The organism is Bacteroides luhongzhouii (genome assembly GCF_009193295.2).
In the GTDB taxonomy this organism is placed as follows: Bacteria; Bacteroidota; Bacteroidia; order Bacteroidales; family Bacteroidaceae; genus Bacteroides; species Bacteroides luhongzhouii.
The window spans coordinates 4478037-4497684 of the sequence record NZ_CP059973.1 but is presented as its reverse complement, the minus strand read 5'-3'; the positions used below and the strand labels follow the sequence as shown (position 1 = coordinate 4497684).

The following is a 19648-nucleotide window of genomic DNA, read 5'->3' as shown; positions in this document are numbered from 1 at the left end:
AAAATACAACTAATGCGTCTGATATACAATAAAAGTTTGTTTTTTTTAATCTGTAAAAAAGGTCGCTGTGAAAAACACAACGACCTTTTTCATAAGTCTAGTTTTGCTAGTAAATCCGGTTACATTCTTTTTTCAACCACATCCCAGTCGATGATATCCCACAGGGCATTTACGTGGTCGGCGCGGCGGTTCTGATAATCCAGATAATAGGAGTGTTCCCAAACGTCAAATCCGAGAAGCGGTTTCAAACCGGCACGTACCGGATTGCTGCCGTTGGCTTCTTTTGTGATTTTCAGTTTACCGTCTTTACCAACGGATAGCCAGGCCCATCCTGAGCCGAACAATCCGACTGCTGCAGCGTTGAATTCTTTCTTGAAGTTTTCAAAGCTACCGAAATCACGTTTGATGGCTTCTCCCAGTTTGCCTGCCGGCTCCTTCTTTGATGGTTTCGGGGCAAATTGCAGGAAGTACAGATTGTGATTCAATACTTGTCCGGCGTTATTGAATATAGCTCCATCCGGTGCGGTTGCAACGATTTCTTCTACCGTTTTACCTTCATATTCTGTTCCGGGCACGAGGCTATTCAGATTATTTACATACGTTTGTAGATGTTTTCCGTAATGGAAATCTATTGTTTGCTGACTGATTACAGGTTCCAACGCGTTGTTTGCGTAAGGAAGTTTAGGCATTTCGTAAGTCATGGTCATCATAATTAAAGACATTAATATTGTATTCATAATGTTACAAGTTTTAATTGGCTTGTTATACTATAATAACAGAAGCCTTCTGCAAAATGTTCACAGCATCTTGCTTTATTTGTAAATGTACTGTATACGTTCCACCTCTTTCGGGTGATCACGGTTGGTCCGGCAGATCCATTGGCCCGTATTGTCATATTCATAATAAGAATTGCCGTCAATCCGGTTCCCGTATTTATCATACAGGCAAGTCAGGCATCCGGACGTTTTTTGGTTATTACCCCAAATCCGTTGGTAGACAATCTGTGACAGATAACCATATTTATCGTATTCATAAGCATCTTTTTGTGAAATAATCTGATCCGGAGAATTGGCAAAAAGCAAGTTCTGATGTTGGGATGAAATCAATCTTCCTTTATCATCATATTTGTTGGCGGTGTATGCCTGAAGTTCTCCGTTCTTATTATATTCTTTGGTTTCGGTCAATAATCCCTGTTTGTTGTAGGAGCTTATGACGACTCTTCCATCTGCATATTTGAGCGAATCACTCTCGATACTTCCATCGGTACCGATGCGGCGTGTCCGCCGGTAGAGATCCGTTCTGGTTTTCGGATTCGTTTGTACCTCAAAGATGCAGTGACCTTGCGGGTCGTATAATCTATTCGTCTGTATTTCATTGTCTGGCTGCCCGTTCTTCATGGTAAGTGCCAGGGTGGAGACGAGCTGTCCTTTATCGTCATACGAATAAGTGGTCGAAGTGGTCCCTGTGCTGTCGTTTTCCGCAGACTTTATCAGCCGCCCTCCATTATAATATTTCACGGAAGTAGGGGTGGATATGATTGTTTGCAGAATAAATGGTGCCCGCAGTGCGTTGGCCTGGTCGCGAAATTCCTTGTATCTGTGTGTACAAAGAAAATCCTGCAACATACTTAACGATTCGGAACTGACAATGGCAGGTTTTAAAAGTTCAAAATCAGCTTTTTCGCTAAGATATTCAAGGTCATCCAGGTGCGTACGTGCTGTGGAAGTCAGATAAGGTGATTGCTTATACTCGTCAATGGTCTGCCGGATAGCTGTTGCGTTTCCTTTCTCCCGGAGGCTGTCAATCCCTTGAAATAGAAAATCGTCGTATAACGTGCGGACTTCCGAAAGGAAGGGGCGTGTATCTTTATCAGTGAAGAATTTCTGCATGGCGGCATTATCAAAGAATGCCTTAAAATTCGCAGAGGTCGGATTACTCTTTACGATCTGATAAAGCCGTTTGTTCTCCGCAGTGTTGATTTGAGAGATAAACTTGCCGTTCGGATATTCCGAGGTATACGTTTGATAGATGTTCGGCGCAGGTGTTTTCAGCATCCCTTCCAGTAAGGCCAGTTCGCGGATGTCCCGCACCTTCTGCAAGAGGGCGGAGTCTGCCGTATAGCCGCTTGACTGGATGCTGTCCATCAATGTTTTGCTAAAGGGAATCTGCTCTTTCGATGCTTCCAGGATGGAGATAACAGCCTGTTCCGCTTTGCCTTGTATGTTGGAAAGCTGTATTTTCTCTTCTTCGCAGATATTCGGAAAATAAGCTTTCGCGGCCTTTTCGTAGCAGCCGAAATAGTTGGTGGCAGCTTGCTCATTTTGTCCGTTCCACAATCCGTTGAGAACATCCAACAATGCCAGTTCCTCAGCGTAATAGGTTTGCGTCTCGTCATCTATCTTATCACGGTTTTTCTGCCATTTGTCGGCGTCATTATCGTTCAGATACCTTAGCAGCTTTTCCAGACGGCTCTGCTTTTGTGCCATTGCCTGTGGAATGCAGGCAACCAGAAACAAACTCAAAATAATTGATAAAAATATACTCCTTTTCATTGCTTTTTGGGGTTAGGTTAAAATAGTTAGTGATGAAAATTCATAAAAATACCTTCATTCTCGAATGAATATTATACTTTTGTATTGAGAACAAATTTGAATGCCAAGGGTTTGTTAAAAATCCACATTGTTTTTATAATGCTGTTATGAATACCAATTATATAGATGAATTGAATGAGAGTCAGTGTGCTGCAGTGACTTATAATGACGGTCCTTCGCTGGTGATAGCCGGTGCAGGTTCGGGGAAGACGCGCGTGTTGACTTATAAAATCGCTTACTTGCTGGAACAGGAGAACGGATACAATCCGTGGAATATCCTTGCGCTGACCTTTACGAATAAGGCTGCGCGCGAGATGAAAGAGCGTATTGCCCGGCAGGTAGGTATGGAACGGGCACGTTATTTGTGGATGGGTACTTTTCATTCCATTTTCTCACGTATTCTTCGTGCTGAAGCACAATATATTGGATTTACTTCCCAGTTCACCATCTATGATACGGCTGATAGTAAGAGCCTGCTTCGTTCCATCATCAAAGAGATGGGGTTGGACGAGAAAACTTATAAGCCGGGAGTAGTGCAGGCACGCATCTCCAATGCAAAAAACCATTTGGTCACTCCTACGGGGTATGCAGCTAATAAAGAGGCTTACGAAGGAGATATGGCTGCCAAGATGCCTGCTATCCGTGATATCTATACCCGTTATTGGGACAGATGCCGTCAGGCGGGAGCGATGGATTTTGATGATTTATTGGTATATACCTATATTCTGTTTCGTGACTTTCCGGAAGTGCTGGCACGCTATCGGGATCAGTTCCGTTATGTGCTGGTGGATGAGTATCAGGATACGAATTATGCGCAGCATAGCATTGTTCTGCAACTGACAAAGGAGAATCAACGTGTCTGTGTCGTGGGAGACGATGCGCAAAGTATCTATTCTTTCCGTGGGGCGGATATTGATAATATTCTCTATTTCACGAAAATCTACCCCAATACGAAAGTCTTTAAACTGGAACAGAATTACCGTTCTACACAAACCATTGTTTGTGCAGCCAATAGCCTGATTGAAAAGAACGAACGTCAGATACGGAAAGCCGTGTTCTCGGAGAAAGAAAAGGGCGAACCTATCGGTGTATTCCAGGCGTATAGTGATGTGGAAGAGGGTGATATTGTGGCTAATAAGATTGCGGAGCTGCGGCGGGAGTTTCATTACGGATATGCTGAATTTGCCATTTTGTATCGTACGAATGCGCAAAGCCGTATTTTCGAAGAGGCTCTTCGGAAACGGAGTATGCCTTATAAGATATATGGGGGACTCTCGTTTTATCAACGGAAAGAAATAAAAGACGTGATTGCTTATTTCCGTTTGGTAGTGAATCCGAATGATGAAGAAGCATTCAAACGAATCATTAATTATCCGGCTCGTGGCATTGGAGATACTACGGTTGGGAAGATTATATCGGCGGCTACCAATCATGGCGTAAGTCTTTGGGCGGCAGTTTGCGAACCCTTGAGTTACGGACTGGATATAAATAAGGGAACTCATGCAAAACTACAGGGCTTTCGTGAACTGATAGAAGGTTTTATTGCTGATCAGGCGGATAAGAACGCTTATGCAATAGGAACGGATATTATCCGTCAGTCCGGTATTATCAATGATGTTTGTCAGGACACATCACCCGAGAATCTGAGTCGTAAAGAGAATATAGAAGAGTTGGTGAATGGAATGAACGACTTCTGCGCTTTGCGGCAGGAGGAGGGCAATCCGAATGTGTCTCTTACTGATTTCCTTTCGGAGATTGCATTGCTCACCGATCAGGACTCCGATAAGGCGGATGACGGAGAAAAGATAACGTTGATGACCGTTCATTCGGCTAAAGGATTGGAGTTTAAGAATGTATTTGTGGTCGGTCTGGAAGAAAATCTGTTTCCCAGCGGGATGGTAGGAGATTCTCCCCGGGCGCTGGAAGAAGAACGTCGCTTGTTCTATGTAGCTATTACCCGTGCGGAAGAACATTGTTATCTGTCTTTTGCCAAAACCCGTTTCCGTTACGGAAAGATGGAGTTTGGAAGTCCCAGCCGTTTTCTGCGTGATATTGATGTTGATTATTTGCGGTTGCCTCATGAAGCAGGAGTGAGCCGTGCTGTTGATGAAGGTGCGGGACGTTTCCGCGCTTCCTTACAGCAACGTCCGAAAGCGCAGATTATTGCTCCCAGTGTACCGAGAAATTTGAAGAAGGTAAGTGCTGTTGGTGGAAATAGCGGTGCGCAGATGGCGTCTTCCGGTTCGGCATCGGTAGCGGGAGTACAAGTCGGACAGATGATAGAGCACGAACGTTTCGGATTGGGCGAAGTGCTGAAAGTGGAAGGAACGGGAGACAATGCGAAAGCTACTATTCATTTTAAAAATGCGGGAGATAAACAACTATTGTTGCGTTTCGCTCGTTTTAAAGTGGTAGAATAAATAATAACACTAAATAGAGAGGCTCATGAAGAAACAACTAACAGTAATTTTGCTTTCCGCTTTGCTTTTGAGTGGATGTGCGTCGGGGCGTATGGGAAATCCGGGAGCTATCATGGCAGGTGCTTCTATCGGAGGTAGTCTGGGAGGTTCGATAGGCGGACTTATCGGAGATAATAATCATGGCTGGAGGGGCGGTTATCGTGGCTCTGCTATTGGAAATATTGTAGGAACCATTGCCGGTGCGGCTATTGGAAATGCGTTGACGGCACCGAGACAAGAACAGATAGAAGAGGATGCGTATGTTCCTGAAGTACGGGAAGTACGTGTGCAAAAGTATAAGAAGCAGCCGCAAGTGCAGCCGCCTATTTCTCAACTGAAGTTGCGCAAGATCCGTTTCATTGATGATAATCGTAGCCATGTGATTGATGCGGGAGAAAATAGCAAGATCATTTTTGAGATTATGAATGAAGGAAGAAAGCCTGTCTATAATGTGGTTCCTGTGGTGGAAACGGTAGAAAAGGTGAAGCATCTCGGCATCTCTCCTTCGGTGATGATAGAGGAAATTCTTCCGGGTGAGGGTATCCGTTATACGGCTTCGATCCATGCCGGCGAAAGGTTGAAAGACGGTGAAGTGACATTCCGTGTCGCAGTGGCGGACGAGAATGGAGTGATTTGTGATTCGCAGGAATTTACCCTGCCTACACAGCGCAGAAACTAGAGCTAAAAGCCCGAAATGTCGGTTTAAATATAGTGACGGTATATGCCTTGGATAGTGACGCTATCCTGTGCATATACCGTCACTATGTTGGTGGGATAGCGTCACTATCTTAACATTTTCAATCGCAACTATATACTTTATTGTACCAACGATTGTGTATAATGACTGGTTGGACTTTATAACAAACTATTCTTATATTATGAGCATTTACTAAAATACCCCTAATTAAGTACTATTATTTATTGTTTTAAGTAGGTGGGCAGAATTATTTTATACTATAAATGCATGAAAGTTTGACTCTGTACGGTTTCAGAATTAGATCCAGAGAAATTCTCAATATAAACTAATTATGCCCACTTACTTAACTATAATAATTCCCCATATATAAATCAATCTTTTGTTTTTCTTATTGTAATAGCCCTTCTTTGCACAGGTTTACCAACGTTAAAAACTTTATTGAATCCATAATGTAATTTATAAGTGACACCATATTTTATCTTTGGATTTAAATTCGCATAAGAACGTTCTCGAAAACACCAATGATACATATCTTCATTTTCAATAGTTTTATCTATATAGCAAATTATATTTAACTGAAATATAAATTGAAGGAATTTGTCGCTTGATTCAAAAAATATAGGGACTTCTATATTATTTCGCTCTACATAGTCGGCAAAATTCTCATAAGCTTGAATATATTCATTATAGTCAAAAATCAATTTTCCATCAAGATATTCAAAGAATTTTAAAAACAGTTCATAATCTTGATCTGAATGATAAAAAGACAAATAATCCTTTACTTCTCCAAGTAAATAGTCACCGTATTTACGGCGAAAATCAGAATGGGTAAAATCTGATTCACAGAAAATTGGCCATTTTCGTTTATCTTCTCGTATGAAATTTTCTTGGAGAATATTTAACATTGAAATAATGTCACGTGGTTTAAACATTGAGAATCTCAAAAAAGAGACAAAAGAATCTTCTTCTTTTTTTCTTGATGTAGTACGGTAAGGGAAATAATAATCCCAGCATTCTCCTAACTCTTTTTCCTCATCCTGCTGTGAATTTAAAATATTTTCTATCATTTTAAATATTTCAGAATCCCGATATTTAGGGTAAGTTGTTTTCCAATCCAAAAGCACCCCATTGTCTTTTATTTTATTATTTTGATTTTGCAAACCTAAAGATGCGAAAATATCTGGTCTTATTAAAATTGCAATTTTAATTCGCCCTTTTGAGTCTTTTATATTTGATAAAAAATCATTATTAATAGTCCACATGGCATTGGCTAATCCTTTAATACATTCTAAATATTCTTCATATTCAATATTTCTAGGTCTAATATCAATTCCATCTATAAAAATTATATGATCATTTTCCAGCTTTAATGAGCTAATTGCAGACTCAAATTTTTTCTGTATGTAAAGAAGATTTATTTGAAATCTTGATTCTGAAAAAGATTCAGATTTATAACTCTCTCCACTCAAAGTAAAATATTCGTTCAATAATTCTGCGGCTCTTTTTGAATCCTCCACAAAATTTAATGCATAAATTATTTCAGGACTAAACGCTTTTTGATAAAATTCCTCTATAGTATCTTTTAGTGGCTTAAATTTGGAAAATTTAGAGAATAATACTGAGTTATTTTCTCCGTTATCTATTTGCTTTGCTATTAGCAATAGTAATATTACATTCCATATATTTTGATAATCTGAAAGAGTTAAGTGTCTTTCTTTTTTCATACTAACAAATTTCTGGTACTCAGTTTCTCTTATATATACTAAATTACTTTTATGAGATTTGTAATGGGTGTTTGATAAAAATACAGCAAGTGCGGTTTTACCTGTTCCTTTATCTCCAATTAAGAAATATTTATGAGGCAACAACATTTCTGTTAAATTTGTTGTTCTAGTAAAAAACTTGGAAAATAAACCTTTATATTCTTTTCTCTTAAAATTTTCAGCATCATTAAAACCGAAAAATAATTCTTTTACTTTTTTCATAACATATTATTACTGATGATATCTAAAGATGATTTACTTTTTTATTGGAGCAAGAAGCACCTGCAATAAAACAGGTTGGCAAGGTAGCAAATTTATTTTAATTTCACAAAAAAGTAAATCAAAATATGAATTTACATTAAGTCCTACGCTTTTATTGACAACAGTTCTATTTACTTATTTACACTATTATTCATCATTACGAAAAGCTTATTCAATATTTAAATATGTAGCATTCCTTATAAACAAAATAGGGCATGCCAGTTTCCCAGCATGCCCTACTAATATTTTGATATGTAATTCGATTACCTATGGCATAACGCAAACACCATTGAGTTGCACTGTAACGACTTTACCCGATTCGTCTTTAATTTGTTCTGGAGTAGTCCAATTCTCACCATCTATTGAGGTTGTAACATAACCATTATTACCTACAGCTACAAATTTTCCATTATTGTAAGATATAGCTAACCATTTTGAATTTGGAACAGTAACCTTTACCCAAGATTCACCGTCAGTAGAGTATGCAATAAAACCTTCATCACCTACAACGACGAACCTTCCATTGGCATATGTAATAGCACGTAAAATTGGCCATTTACCGTCAGATAACATTATTTTTGTTGACCATGCCTTTCCATCTGATGATGTACTATATCTTTTGCCACCTCCTACTGCTATAAACTTTCCATTACCGTAAGCTATACCATAAAAGTACTGTTGTGAATTACCAACACCATCCGTATCAGGAATAGAGCTATATGTCCAAGTAATGCCATCTACAGAACTTACACTAGTACCGTATTCTCCGACAGCGACAAATTTCCCATTACCATAAGTTATCCCTAATAACCTGCCACCCAAAGTTGTAATAGGACCAGTCCAAACTTCACCGTTGGTGGACATATGTGCACCACCATATACTGCTGTTTGATTATCTGTTCCAACAACAACAAATTTTCCATTACCGTATACTAATGCTCTACCACTTGAATAACCAATGAATGTTTTTGTATTAACTGTCCAATTAGCACCATCATTTGAATGAGCAGTATAGTATATATGCCCGCAAGAGCTATATATTTTCCATTGCCATACGTTATAGCACTCCATGCATAACCACTTCCTACTATCATATCTATGTCTCGCAAGGTCGTTAAAGTTGGAGTAAATTTTGATAGTTTAACAAGGACTTTGGGAGAGTGGAAGATAGAATATTCTTAGTAGAAAGAAATTGAAGCATATATACTTGAAATCAAACATATTCTGCTTACCTTTGTTAGCATGAAAAAAGAAAACGAGAAAGGAGACGAACTTATGCCGAGTAATTATATTCGTTTCGATTGGGCTATGAAGCGTTTATTGCGTAATAAAGCCAATTTTGCAGTTCTTGAAGGCTTCCTGACTACTCTTCTCAATGAAAAGATAATCATTCGGAAGCTTTTGGAGAGTGAAAGCAATCAAGAAGATGAGTTTGATAAGTATAATCGTGTTGATATGCTTGCGGAGAACTCGAAAGGTGAACTTATTCTGATTGAAGTTCAGAATAACAATGAGTATGCTTATTTTCAACGTATGCTGTTTGGTACTTCAAAATTAGTAACCGAGTATATTAATCGTGGAGAAGGTTATGATAAGGTACGTAAAGTATATAGTGTCAATATTGTCTATTTTTCTTTGGGTAGTGGTAAAGATACCGTATATCACGGTAAAACAGAATTCCGGGGAATTCATCAAGGAGATATGCTTGAGTTGACTCCTTTTCAAAAACAAACTTTTAAAGTGGATACAGTAAGTCAACTTTATCCTGAATACTATATTTTGAAGGTCAATGATTTTAATCAGGTAGCTAAAAGTCCGTTGGAAGAATGGATCTATTATTTGAATACAGGTGATATTCCTGATAGTGCGACTGCTCCAGGTTTAACAGAAGCCCGTGAACGACTAAAACTTGACAAGATGACTAAAGCAGAGCTTGATGCTTACTATCGCCATTTGGATAATATTGTAATATTAAAAGATAATATATTCACTGAACGTGCAGAAGGACGTGCAGAAGGGCGTGCAGAAGGGCGTGTAGAAGGACGTGTAGAGGGTCGTGTAGAGGGTCGTGTGGAAGGTATTAATGAAGGTCGTCTGAAAGAGAAAAGGGAAGCTGCAAGCAATATGAAGTCTCTGAATATTCCTCTTGATGTTATTTCGCAAGTCACAGGCTTGTCCATAGAAGAAATAAAGGCGTTGTAATAAACGTTTCTATATAATTGTTAGTATCCTATATCATCTTAGACATGATATAGGATTTTTTTATATATGGAAGTCTTGAAATGAGAACATACATAAAAATAGGATATTTTATGCGTTTCTCCTGCTTGAATTTAAGACAGAGTCTTGTATGCAAATAAATATGTGAGTAATTAGGGATTATGGAAACCTGTAGTGCTTTATTTTTGTGTTATTTGGATGCTTATTGTTTGCTATAGAGAAATTATTTGTATATATTCGTTTGATTATTTGATAAGTACTTTCTTTTTGCTACATTTGATTTGGATGGAATAAAGTTTGAAATAGCTTAAAATATACCGATAAACTCGGGTCTCACCGATGAATGTATTGTTCCTCGGTGAGGAAGGAAGTGACGCACACCGGGCAACGAGTCGTTCCTCGGTGAGGAACAAAGCTTAGTTAGAGGTAAATAATTCGTTTCTTATCCCTTATTTATGTAATATTTAGTCTGAAAACGGTATATTCTTGCATTGATTTATGCATTTATTTCTCTCTTTGCTTCATTTTTACTTTAAAATTAAACAGGTAAATCTTAAAAATAGGACAGATGCTTTTACTATGGATGAAAAGGCTGATAACTTATTCTCTAACGCTCCTGCTAGAAAATTGCAGGAATATGTTTTTGGTAATATGGTATTATCTATCTAACTCGTCGATTTATGTAAAAAATGTTATCTTTGTGCTTGAAAAGGACATAAAATGAAACACGATGAGAACTAAAAATATTATTCTGTTAGTTGCTATTGCTTGTATTGGTGGAGTTGCATTCTTTTTTGCCTGCAAGTATATTTATGAATTTAAGTTATCTGCCCTTAAAGAGAAGGCGAAAAAAGCTTTTATTGAGGTAGTTGATCAGGAAGTGAAAAGTAGAGATTTACAAGTTCCTTTTTCTTTTTATTCAGACTCTAAGTTTTTGAATGTCGCAGATGTGCCAGATTCTGTCTTTTTGGAAGATGAGTTCGGTAAACATTATTATCGTTTGGATCTTCAAAAACATTATATGAATATAACTGATAATACCAACGTACGTGCCATGCATAGTTTTACGTTTGGAAAGAAGCCTCTTTTGCCTGATTCATTAAACGTGATCTGGAAAGAATATTTGTCGAAATCACATATCTTTAATAAGTCTGCTTTATGTATATCAACCACTGATGAACAAGGTAATACTAATTCTTTGAATACAGTTCAGAGTGAATGGGCTAATCCTTCAACCTTAATGTTTACGATTTATCTAGGTTATGCTTGTGAAATAGAAGTGAAGGGATATCTCTATTATACAGTATGGAGTCTGATCCATATGGAGATTACACTATTTTTGTTGTTATGTATTATAAGTGTTTATATGACCTATAAGATTTGCATAGTGACTTTAAAGAAAGTTTCAGCAATGCGACAAAAAGAAATTGTAGAAATACCAATTGTAAAGCTGGTAAAGGAAATCAATGGGACTCCTATACGCTCTTACGTTTTGCATGATAATATAATATTTTATGCTGAACAACAAAAGATAGAGAAAAATGGATATACCAAAAAAGTTTCGGCTCAATCTAGCCATTTGTTAGAGCTTTTTTTGCAAAGGAAGGAAGAAGGATATATTTTAAGTGATGATGATATAATGAAAAGATTGTGGCCAGATGGAAGCGGTGATATTTATAGAATTCATAAAGCTATAACTCGTTTACGTTCCATTATTTATGATTTTGATACTTCGATAGAAATAAAAAGAGGTGTAGAAACTTATCAATTGCTTCTTTGATGCAAACAAATTGTCTTCTCAAAAATGCCGATTTCATCGGTGTTTTTCCGTAAAAAAATAGTTGGTCCGATATGGTCCGCTATTTTTTTTTGCTATCTAATCCTTGTCCGCTACTTTTGGCTACATAATTAATCTTGTAAGTGAAAGTAATATGAAAAAATTAGTAACTATTTTCTTTGTATGTATTGTAGCGATCGTTGCTGTTAAAAATTTAGGTATTCATGATAAGCAAGTAAGTTCATTGCTTTTATATAATGTAGAAGCTTTAGCTGCTGGTGAAAGTGTGGGTAGTGGGAAATGTATAGGCGTAGGTTCTGTAGATTGCCCTGTATCTCATATTAAAGTTGAATATGTTTTTGGGGGATACAGTCTTGAGGAATAATGTAATCTTCTTGTTTCTTTTCTTTGTTTTTCTGTCTTGCAGTACAAAGTATAAGGAATATGGAGGAAATGTATCTTTTTATTCAGAGTTTCCACAAAAAAAAGAACTAAAAGGAGAAGTAATAGAGCTTGATACGGCTTTATTACGCTATCCGTTTAGGATACGAATCAAAGGAGATAAAGCCATTGTAATGGATTTACATGGTCTTGATCATTATGGACATTTATTCCAATATCCGAGTTTTCAGTATTTATCTTCTTTTGGCAAGCGTGGTGATTCACCTACAGAAATGTTATCAATGGAGAATTTTCGTTTGCAGGATCGTGGAGTTTGGGCATTGGATGCCAATAAAAGTGAATTAACTAGGTTAGACTTTTCTTCATCCGGTGATTCACTGCTTCGTGACGAAGCGGTAACATTGGATGAAGATATACTTCGACCACTTGATTTTGCTATATATAATGATTCAATGTTTATTATTCCTGATTATTCCGGTGAAAATCGTTTATGTCGAGTTGGTCGTAATGGGAGGCTTATAGATAAGATAGGGATTATTCCGACTATTGATGAAAAAGCATTGAAAAATGCTCGTCCGGCATTGGCTCAAGCGTGGAGGAGTTTCCTAGACTACAATCCTAATAACGGAATATTGGCGGCAGTCACTCAATTGGGAGAGGTCCTTGAGGTTTATAGTTTGAAAGATAGTACTCATGTTGTTCGTATAGGTGAGCATGGTGAACCTGAATTCAAAATATCAGATGGATATGGTATACCAACAGGTGTTATGGGATTTAGTGATGTACAAGTAACAGATAGTGCCATTTATGCAGTATTTCATGGAACGTCTTTTAAGGAGATAGCAAGACAAAGTGGAAGGCTTCCTGATGGAGGAAAGTATATTTATGTATTCAGTTTGAAAGGAGAACCGTTATGTAGATATGTGCTCGACCATTATATATATGGTATTTGGGTGGATGAAGCTACGAAAACGATAATAGCGACAGATGTAAATAATGATCAGCCAATACTGAAATTTGATTTTGGCTAATAGATTAATAAATGACATAATAAAAAAGGAGTAGACTGATGAATTGGTGTAATTGAATTAAAACTATTATATTATGAAAAATGTATTAATAGTGTTATTATTGGTAGTCTTTATTGCCATCGGTAGTTGTACGCAACAAGAAGAGTCGGTTGATAGAGTTGTTTTTTCTCGTGAAACTTTCGGAAGTCATATTTATTTAAATAATCCATATGAGATAGTTATTGATAGTCTCTTAAATCCTGCTAACTTTATAGTGATGAATGATAGCGTTTTGGTGGTTGGAAATCAAGATAATTGTGAATATTTGCTGGAAATCTATTCATTAAATACCCGACAATTTTTAGCACGTTTTGTTGCTAAAGGAAGTGGACCGAATGAAATGTCTACTTGTGCTGTTAATATCCATTCAAATACTAGTACAGAATTTTATCTTCAAGATATAAATACACAACTATATTATACGGTAAATTTAGATTCTATTCTAAAAAATAATAGATTACAGATACTATCTAAATTTAAATATTCTTCGGAAATTTTGAGTACTGCGGATTTATGTTTGCTTGATAGCAATCATTATATAGGCTATAATATGTGGTATTTAGATAGTAAAGAATATGATAATCATATTTCATCTCCTCTACATATTTATATGAAAAATGAAGAATCCAAGAAAGGAATAAATGATTTTGAATATTTTGTAGCTTCTATCAATGGTGCTCATTTCTTTAAAAATCCGTTAACTAATGACATATGGGCTGCCGATATGCATAGTGATGTTATTCGTATTTATGATGATTCTTTGATTCAAATTCGTTCATTAGAAGGTCCTGATAATTTGAAACCACAATATACTCAAAAACAATCAAATGCTCCAATTAATTTTATAGCATTTGCCAATGACCTTGATTATAGAACTTATAGTGACTATTTTATAACAGATAAACATATTTATTTGGTATATGAGGGCAATAAACATAGTGATCTTAAGAATCTTAATCCTGTTGAGATTCTTAAATTAGATTTTGACGGTAACTTTATCTGTAATTATAAATTGGATAGATATGTATATTCTATATCTATAGATAAATCAGAGAAATTTCTTTATTGTGCTTCACGTAAATCTGTAATGGAGCCTCCTGTTATTTTAAAATATATGTTGAAATAATAATCGTTAAGTTTGTTGATTTATGAATATCTCAAAGTCTTATATAGTACTTTTATTAACAGTATTATTAGTATCTGCTTCATGTTCTTACAGTGAAAAGAATGTGAGTAAATATCAGGATGCAACTTCTATTAATTATGAGGATTTCGCATTTAATCAGAAATTGTCTGGAACAGTATTTCTATCTGACAAGGAAGTTCTGAAACCTATGCGTATATATGTTTGTGATACTCTCCTGATAACAATGAATCCAAAGGAGAAAAAAATATTTCATCTTTTTAGTTTGAAGGATAAAAGAAAAATAGGTGAACGGATTTCATTAGGACAAGGACCAAATGAGATGATTCGTCCTTCCATTATAAAGTTTGATTCGGAATATATTCTAATATTTGATGTTGCTACTTTTACATTGTTTACGTATAGTACAAGAGATTTCCTTGAAAATGAAAATACAGTTCCTCTAGAAATGAAAAGATTGGAACTACAGATATATGGTGAAATAGGTATACTTGCCGATTTCTTTATAGGATCGACTTATAATGTTGAAAATCAATTAATAAAATTTGATAAAGATGGAAATAAGATAGATGAATTCGGACGCTATCCAGCTGGAACAGATCTATCATATACAGATGATGAAAAAATGGAAGCTTTTAAATCATCTTTTGTGACTAATATGAAAGATAGAATTGCGGTTTGTTATAAGTGGACAGATTTGATTGAAATATATGATCAAAATGAGCAATTGAAAAAACGTATTCATGGACCTGAACATTCATATGCACGTTTCAAAGAATTTCATAATGGTAATTCCATTATAGCTGCTCCTGATAAGGATAATAAAGATGCATATTTTTTTCCATACAATGTCGGAGATGAATTCTGGGTGTTATTCAATGGGAAGGTTTGGAATCCTGGTGCTACAGAAATAGAACTGCCAAATCGTATATTAGTTTATGATTGGAATGGGATTCCCCAAAGGATATATTCTTTGGATCAGGGAATAATAAATTTTGCTGTTGATACGGTACACAAAAGGATATATGGCATTAGTAGTTCGCCAGAATTTCATGTGATGGAATTTTTATATAAATAATAGAAAACGGTAAAAAATATATTTGTAATGCTTTTACTTTGGCTGAATGAGATAATTAACTTGATTAAAAGGAGCAGAATGATGAGTTTGTTCATCTTGCAGGATTTGCTTACATATCACCTGCTCCTAAACCTTTAAAAAAGATTCCGATGCAAACATAAGAATAAAAAAATAATGTAGCAAACTATTACTATTCTGTTGAAAGGATAAATACAGAAGAAAAACGAAAAAGTACAAACTAAAAAAATGACAGAATGAAAAAGAAACTAATGGGTATTGTAGCTATTGTTACTATTGCCACTGTTGCGGGATATAATGTATGTACTTCACAAAATAATATGAAGTTATCGGACTTAACTTTGGCCAACATGGAAGCATTGGCTGCCAGTCCAGAAGTTGATATTCCATATATTTGTGTAGGTGAAACGAAGGCTTGCTACGATTCCTATTATCATGAAGTATTTGAGGGATATAGATGGAGGTAGAATTCCATAATATGGATAAGTATTCATTAATACTGAAAGCTGTAATGAATAACTAACAGTTATTAGAGTCATAGTTGGATCGTTTTCTCAAAAATGATGCGACTATGATTCTTTTAAAAATTGATATAGATATGATAGATACAAAGAATAAAATGCCACTATTAGGCGGGATATTGATACTTCTTCTATTATCTTGTCGTTCAAGTAACCAAGAAACTATTCGGGTGGAAAATATCATCTGCCAGCCTATTATTTATGAAGATAATTATATAATAGGAGGTCCTAGAGAGATGGCATTATCAGATTCAATTTTGGCGGTTATGGATGCTAAGTCCGACTCCATGTTGCTCTTTTTTAATGTAAAATCCAGAAAATATTTGGGAAAGGCCGGTATACGTGGGCAGGGACCTTCTGAATTTACTGTACTTTCTTCTTTAGAATCACACAGTGGAAGTTCTTTTTCATTTTACGATATAAATAAAAAAACGTTTTATTATACTAATTCAATAACGGGTGATGGTGTACGATTTATCCCCACTTTTCGTGTTGATAGTGGATTACCACTTGAGGTTCATCCTATGGCTAACGGAAAGTTTATAGCTCCTGGTATTTATGAAAAATATAGGTATTGTGTGCTGGATTCAGGTGGACAGGTACATAATACATTTGGAGAATGGCCTTACAGGGATGAGGATGAAAAGAAAGTGTCTGGTATTGTTCGTTCACAGGCTTATATGTTTGGTATAGCGGCTTCTCCTTCTAAAACGAAATTTATCGCTTCTCTTTTGTCAGCGGATATATTGTCTTTCTATCAATTAGAAAACGATTCGGTGCATTTGCTAAAAGAGACTATTCTCACTTATCCAGACTATGAGTATAGAAATAGTCCGACAGTTTATTCAGGGGTTTCGAAGGATTCACCAATAAATTATTTATGTGCTACTTGTTCGGAAAACTATGTATATGTACTGTATTCTGGAAAAAACTTTCGTCAAGATGCTTTGGCTTCATTTTCGGGAAATATGATATATGTGTACACGTGGAGTGGTAATAAAATAGCGATGCTCAAGAGTGATAAAATATTAGGGAAAATATGTTTGGCAGAAGACGGAAAAACAATGTATGCTATTGCTTACGATTTAGATCCGGTTCTTGTGCAGTTTCCATTGCCACAATGGCAATAACTAAATAAATGTCGAAGGGGCAAGTTATTCGGATGTAAACATAAGAATAAAAAGTTAATGTAACAAACTATTGCTACTCTGTTGAAAGGATAGATACGGAAAAGATGAAAGTTTATTTACTAATATAAAGAATTAAATATGAAAAGGAAATTATTAAGTATGGTAGTTGTAGCTGTAGTTACAATAGTGGCGGGATACAATGTTTATATATCACAGAATGAATCAAAATTGTCAGATTTGGCTTTGGCTAATGTAGAAGCTTTTGCATGGGGAGGAGAAACTGGGGGGCCATATTATTTGCGTCCATGTCCTACTCATGCAGGTGCAGAGTGTGGTTCTACGGTATATGATAGTGATAGTAGATGTGCACATTTAACTTATTGTTAATTATTATGTCATATTTAAAAATTCTTTTTCTGATGTTGTGTATGACTTTTGTATCATGCACAGGACAAAGAACAGAGAAAAAGGATGATAATAATGATAAAGTTACAATAGAAGTGGAGGAAATTAAATTTCCTCCACAAGATATTTTGCAATTAAAATCATATTATCTGTCTTCGTCTGTTCACGTTGATTCAACGGACTACTTGATTGGTTATAATTATCGATCACATTCTTTAGACTGCATGAATTTGCAATCTAAATCAGTAACTCAGATTATATTGCCAGGAGATGGTCCTGATGCTATTGTTCGTCTGTCAGGAATATATGTACAATCGTTAGATTCTATATGGATATCTGATGAGTCAGAACGTGCTTTCTTGATTGATAGTGTGGGAATGATAAAAAGAACCATTGATTTGAAGAAATATTTGGAGGAACAAGAACAGTTGTTGATAAATACCAATTATGCAATGTTCACTTCCCATTTGTTTTATAATACCTCTCGGCATTCACTAATGTTTTTGGCAAAAAACACAGCTTCTGACACTTTTGTTGTAAAAGAAATTTTTACAGATAAAGACAAGGCAATAACAACTTATCAATTATCGTCATCTAAGATCGTTCCTGATATGAGTAAAGGATATGCATATATTAATTTCCCCAATGTTAATTTTGTCGGTGAAAATATAGTATATAATTATCCTGTCGAATCTTCTATTTATACATTGAACATAAAAACAAACGAACGGAAATACATACTGGCAGACAGCCGTTATACTTCCAATATAATTGAGAAATGTACGACTACCGGAGACTATGCCACTTTGGAAAAACATTGGCTCGAAAACCCTCATTTTTATGACGTCATGTATTTGCCTAAATATAAAATGTACGTTCGTCTACATGCTGACAAAGTTGATTTCGATGAGAAGAAAGGAATGGAAAAACTTATCAATGAACGTGATTTATATTTGATGCTATTTGATGAATATATGGAAAAAATCGGTGAAGTGAAATTATCGAATTGTAGATATAGCCCTTTTACTGGTTGGAGTGCAGCCTATGGTGGTATAGCTTTTTTTGTTGATAATATTTTAGATAATAAGAATAATACTGATGATTTAACCATAGATATGATTTTTCCAGAATAAAGTGAATTGGTACAGATTGGCTTTAAATAGGATTGAGACTTTGTTCTCTTTTATTGTTGTTCTATCAATAATCATTATTAATTAAGAGTATGCTTAAAGTTATATTATATATGAATTTGTTTGCTGTATTAATGGGGCTTCATTCATGTCAAAAGAAAACAAATGTTGAAATCACTAATATGGTTGAGGAATGGATTAATAGAGAAATAAAATTTGATGATGGTTATATTTTTACTCGTTTGGGTAAGGATTCTGTGTATAGTTCAGTACCTGAAAATAAATATAAAATTCTGATTTATGCCGATTCTATAGGATGCATGGGGTGTAACTTGAGATTATCGCAATGGATGGAATGGATGACAGAGGTAGATTCGATATCAGAAAACAAAGTTTCTTTTTTATTTTTTATACACCCTAAAGATATAAAAGATTTATTGCTGCTCCTATGTGGACAAAAATTTGATGTTCCGGTTTGCATAGACAGGAATAATTCTCTTAATAAGTTGAATCATTTTCCTTCTAATGCATTGTTGCAAACATTTTTGTTAGATGAGGATAATAAAGTTTTGGCTATAGGTAATCCGATGCATAACTCTAGAATAAAAGAATTATATATGAATATAATTCTTGGCGCAGAGCAGAATTTGGTGTTGGAGAAAAGAAAACAAACAAAAATTATGGTAGATAAAAGGTCTATGGATTGGGGAGCGTTTAATTGGAAGAAACAAAAATTTTGTGAATTCAGGTTGACGAATATTGGACAAGACCTATTGGTGGTGGATAATGTAATTACTTCTTGTGGATGTACAACTGTAGAATATCCTAAAGCGCCAGTACAACCGAGGGGAAATTTAATCTTAAAAGTAAAGTATGTAGCGGAACATCCTGAATATTTTAGTAAGACAATTACTGTGTATTTTAATGGAAAAGATTCTCCTATTCAGTTGAAGATATCGGGTAATGCAGAATCAGATTAAAT

Annotated in this window: 17 protein-coding genes; 13 read left to right on the top strand and 4 right to left on the bottom strand. The window is 35.7% G+C overall.

What is annotated here, in order from left to right:
* Nucleotides 1-119 precede the first annotated feature (119 nt).
* Nucleotides 120-737, bottom strand: a complete 618-nt coding sequence (locus GD631_RS16940) for a superoxide dismutase (RefSeq protein WP_008022648.1) — start codon at nucleotides 735-737, stop codon at nucleotides 120-122.
* 75 nt (nucleotides 738-812) lie between these two features.
* On the bottom strand, nucleotides 813-2552 hold the full coding sequence (locus tag GD631_RS16935) for an RHS repeat protein (RefSeq protein WP_143258704.1): 1740 nt from the start codon (nucleotides 2550-2552) through the stop codon (nucleotides 813-815).
* A gap of 146 nt (nucleotides 2553-2698) precedes the next feature.
* Between GD631_RS16935 and GD631_RS16930 the strand changes: the two genes are divergently transcribed.
* Together GD631_RS16930 and GD631_RS16925 are read left to right on the top strand one after the other, a co-directional pair.
* Nucleotides 2699-5011, top strand: coding sequence for an ATP-dependent helicase (locus GD631_RS16930; protein ID WP_143258703.1), 2313 nt, complete (start codon nucleotides 2699-2701; stop codon nucleotides 5009-5011).
* Between the two features lie 25 nt (nucleotides 5012-5036).
* Complete coding sequence (locus GD631_RS16925) at nucleotides 5037-5729, top strand: YMGG-like glycine zipper-containing protein (RefSeq protein WP_143258702.1); 693 nt, start codon at nucleotides 5037-5039, stop codon at nucleotides 5727-5729.
* 389 nt (nucleotides 5730-6118) lie between these two features.
* On the opposite strand, the gene GD631_RS16920 is transcribed toward GD631_RS16925, so the two are convergent.
* Both GD631_RS16920 and GD631_RS16915 read right to left on the bottom strand, forming a co-directional pair.
* A complete protein-coding gene (locus GD631_RS16920; protein WP_143258701.1) occupies nucleotides 6119-7732 on the bottom strand; it encodes a P-loop ATPase, Sll1717 family in 1614 nt (537 codons plus the stop codon).
* A 306-nt stretch (nucleotides 7733-8038) separates the two neighbouring features.
* Nucleotides 8039-8842, bottom strand: a complete 804-nt coding sequence (locus GD631_RS16915; protein WP_143258700.1) for a DUF6242 domain-containing protein — start codon at nucleotides 8840-8842, stop codon at nucleotides 8039-8041.
* 171 nt (nucleotides 8843-9013) lie between these two features.
* Here GD631_RS16915 and GD631_RS16910 point away from each other — a divergent pair, with 171 nt between their 5' ends.
* From GD631_RS16910 to GD631_RS16860, 11 genes are all read left to right on the top strand, one after another.
* Entirely contained in the window at nucleotides 9014-9973 is a 960-nt protein-coding gene (locus GD631_RS16910; protein WP_143258699.1) for an Rpn family recombination-promoting nuclease/putative transposase, read from the top strand.
* 748 nt (nucleotides 9974-10721) lie between these two features.
* Nucleotides 10722-11771 carry a winged helix-turn-helix domain-containing protein gene (locus GD631_RS16905; RefSeq protein ID WP_143258698.1) on the top strand — a complete coding sequence of 350 codons (1050 nt, stop codon included), beginning with the start codon at nucleotides 10722-10724 and terminating at the stop codon, nucleotides 11769-11771.
* 151 nt (nucleotides 11772-11922) lie between these two features.
* Nucleotides 11923-12153 (top strand): NVEALA domain-containing protein, encoded by a 231-nt coding sequence (locus tag GD631_RS16900; RefSeq protein ID WP_143258697.1) that lies wholly within the window; start codon nucleotides 11923-11925, stop codon nucleotides 12151-12153.
* Entirely contained in the window at nucleotides 12122-13201 is a 1080-nt protein-coding gene (locus GD631_RS16895; RefSeq protein ID WP_143258770.1) for a BF3164 family lipoprotein, read from the top strand. The genes GD631_RS16900 and GD631_RS16895 overlap by 32 nt, the downstream gene beginning before the upstream one ends.
* Nucleotides 13202-13274: 73 nt before the next feature.
* Complete coding sequence (locus tag GD631_RS16890; protein ID WP_143258696.1) at nucleotides 13275-14366, top strand: BF3164 family lipoprotein; 1092 nt, start codon at nucleotides 13275-13277, stop codon at nucleotides 14364-14366.
* Nucleotides 14367-14388: 22 nt separating this feature from the next.
* On the top strand, nucleotides 14389-15462 hold the full coding sequence (locus GD631_RS16885) for a BF3164 family lipoprotein (protein ID WP_143258695.1): 1074 nt from the start codon (nucleotides 14389-14391) through the stop codon (nucleotides 15460-15462).
* A 254-nt stretch (nucleotides 15463-15716) separates the two neighbouring features.
* Complete coding sequence (locus tag GD631_RS16880) at nucleotides 15717-15947, top strand: NVEALA domain-containing protein (RefSeq protein WP_143258694.1); 231 nt, start codon at nucleotides 15717-15719, stop codon at nucleotides 15945-15947.
* Nucleotides 15948-16051: 104 nt separating this feature from the next.
* A complete protein-coding gene (locus tag GD631_RS16875) occupies nucleotides 16052-17131 on the top strand; it encodes a BF3164 family lipoprotein (protein WP_143258693.1) in 1080 nt (359 codons plus the stop codon).
* A 138-nt stretch (nucleotides 17132-17269) separates the two neighbouring features.
* Nucleotides 17270-17518: an NVEALA domain-containing protein gene (locus GD631_RS16870; RefSeq protein ID WP_143258692.1), complete on the top strand. Its 249-nt coding sequence runs from the start codon at nucleotides 17270-17272 to the stop codon at nucleotides 17516-17518.
* Nucleotides 17519-17523: 5 nt separating this feature from the next.
* On the top strand, nucleotides 17524-18669 hold the full coding sequence (locus GD631_RS16865; RefSeq protein WP_143258691.1) for a DUF4221 family protein: 1146 nt from the start codon (nucleotides 17524-17526) through the stop codon (nucleotides 18667-18669).
* Nucleotides 18670-18779: 110 nt separating this feature from the next.
* The gene (locus GD631_RS16860) at nucleotides 18780-19646 is read left to right on the top strand and encodes a DUF1573 domain-containing protein (protein WP_223225858.1); all 867 of its coding nucleotides are present in this window, start codon (nucleotides 18780-18782) and stop codon (nucleotides 19644-19646) included.
* Nucleotides 19647-19648: the final 2 nt, after the last annotated feature.

Coding starts and splice junctions, on each gene's coding strand:
- GD631_RS16940 (WP_008022648.1), bottom strand. CDS start 737: ATGAATACAATATTAATGTCTTTAATTATGATGACCATGACTTACGAA.
- GD631_RS16935 (WP_143258704.1), bottom strand. CDS start 2,552: ATGAAAAGGAGTATATTTTTATCAATTATTTTGAGTTTGTTTCTGGTT.
- GD631_RS16930 (WP_143258703.1), top strand. CDS start 2,699: ATGAATACCAATTATATAGATGAATTGAATGAGAGTCAGTGTGCTGCA.
- GD631_RS16925 (WP_143258702.1), top strand. CDS start 5,037: ATGAAGAAACAACTAACAGTAATTTTGCTTTCCGCTTTGCTTTTGAGT.
- GD631_RS16920 (WP_143258701.1), bottom strand. CDS start 7,732: ATGAAAAAAGTAAAAGAATTATTTTTCGGTTTTAATGATGCTGAAAAT.
- GD631_RS16915 (WP_143258700.1), bottom strand. CDS start 8,842: ATGGAGTGCTATAACGTATGGCAATGGAAAATATATAGCTCTTGCGGG.
- GD631_RS16910 (WP_143258699.1), top strand. CDS start 9,014: ATGAAAAAAGAAAACGAGAAAGGAGACGAACTTATGCCGAGTAATTAT.
- GD631_RS16905 (WP_143258698.1), top strand. CDS start 10,722: ATGAGAACTAAAAATATTATTCTGTTAGTTGCTATTGCTTGTATTGGT.
- GD631_RS16900 (WP_143258697.1), top strand. CDS start 11,923: ATGAAAAAATTAGTAACTATTTTCTTTGTATGTATTGTAGCGATCGTT.
- GD631_RS16895 (WP_143258770.1), top strand. CDS start 12,122: ATGTTTTTGGGGGATACAGTCTTGAGGAATAATGTAATCTTCTTGTTT.
- GD631_RS16890 (WP_143258696.1), top strand. CDS start 13,275: ATGAAAAATGTATTAATAGTGTTATTATTGGTAGTCTTTATTGCCATC.
- GD631_RS16885 (WP_143258695.1), top strand. CDS start 14,389: ATGAATATCTCAAAGTCTTATATAGTACTTTTATTAACAGTATTATTA.
- GD631_RS16880 (WP_143258694.1), top strand. CDS start 15,717: ATGAAAAAGAAACTAATGGGTATTGTAGCTATTGTTACTATTGCCACT.
- GD631_RS16875 (WP_143258693.1), top strand. CDS start 16,052: ATGATTCTTTTAAAAATTGATATAGATATGATAGATACAAAGAATAAA.
- GD631_RS16870 (WP_143258692.1), top strand. CDS start 17,270: ATGAAAAGGAAATTATTAAGTATGGTAGTTGTAGCTGTAGTTACAATA.
- GD631_RS16865 (WP_143258691.1), top strand. CDS start 17,524: ATGTCATATTTAAAAATTCTTTTTCTGATGTTGTGTATGACTTTTGTA.
- GD631_RS16860 (WP_223225858.1), top strand. CDS start 18,780: ATGAATTTGTTTGCTGTATTAATGGGGCTTCATTCATGTCAAAAGAAA.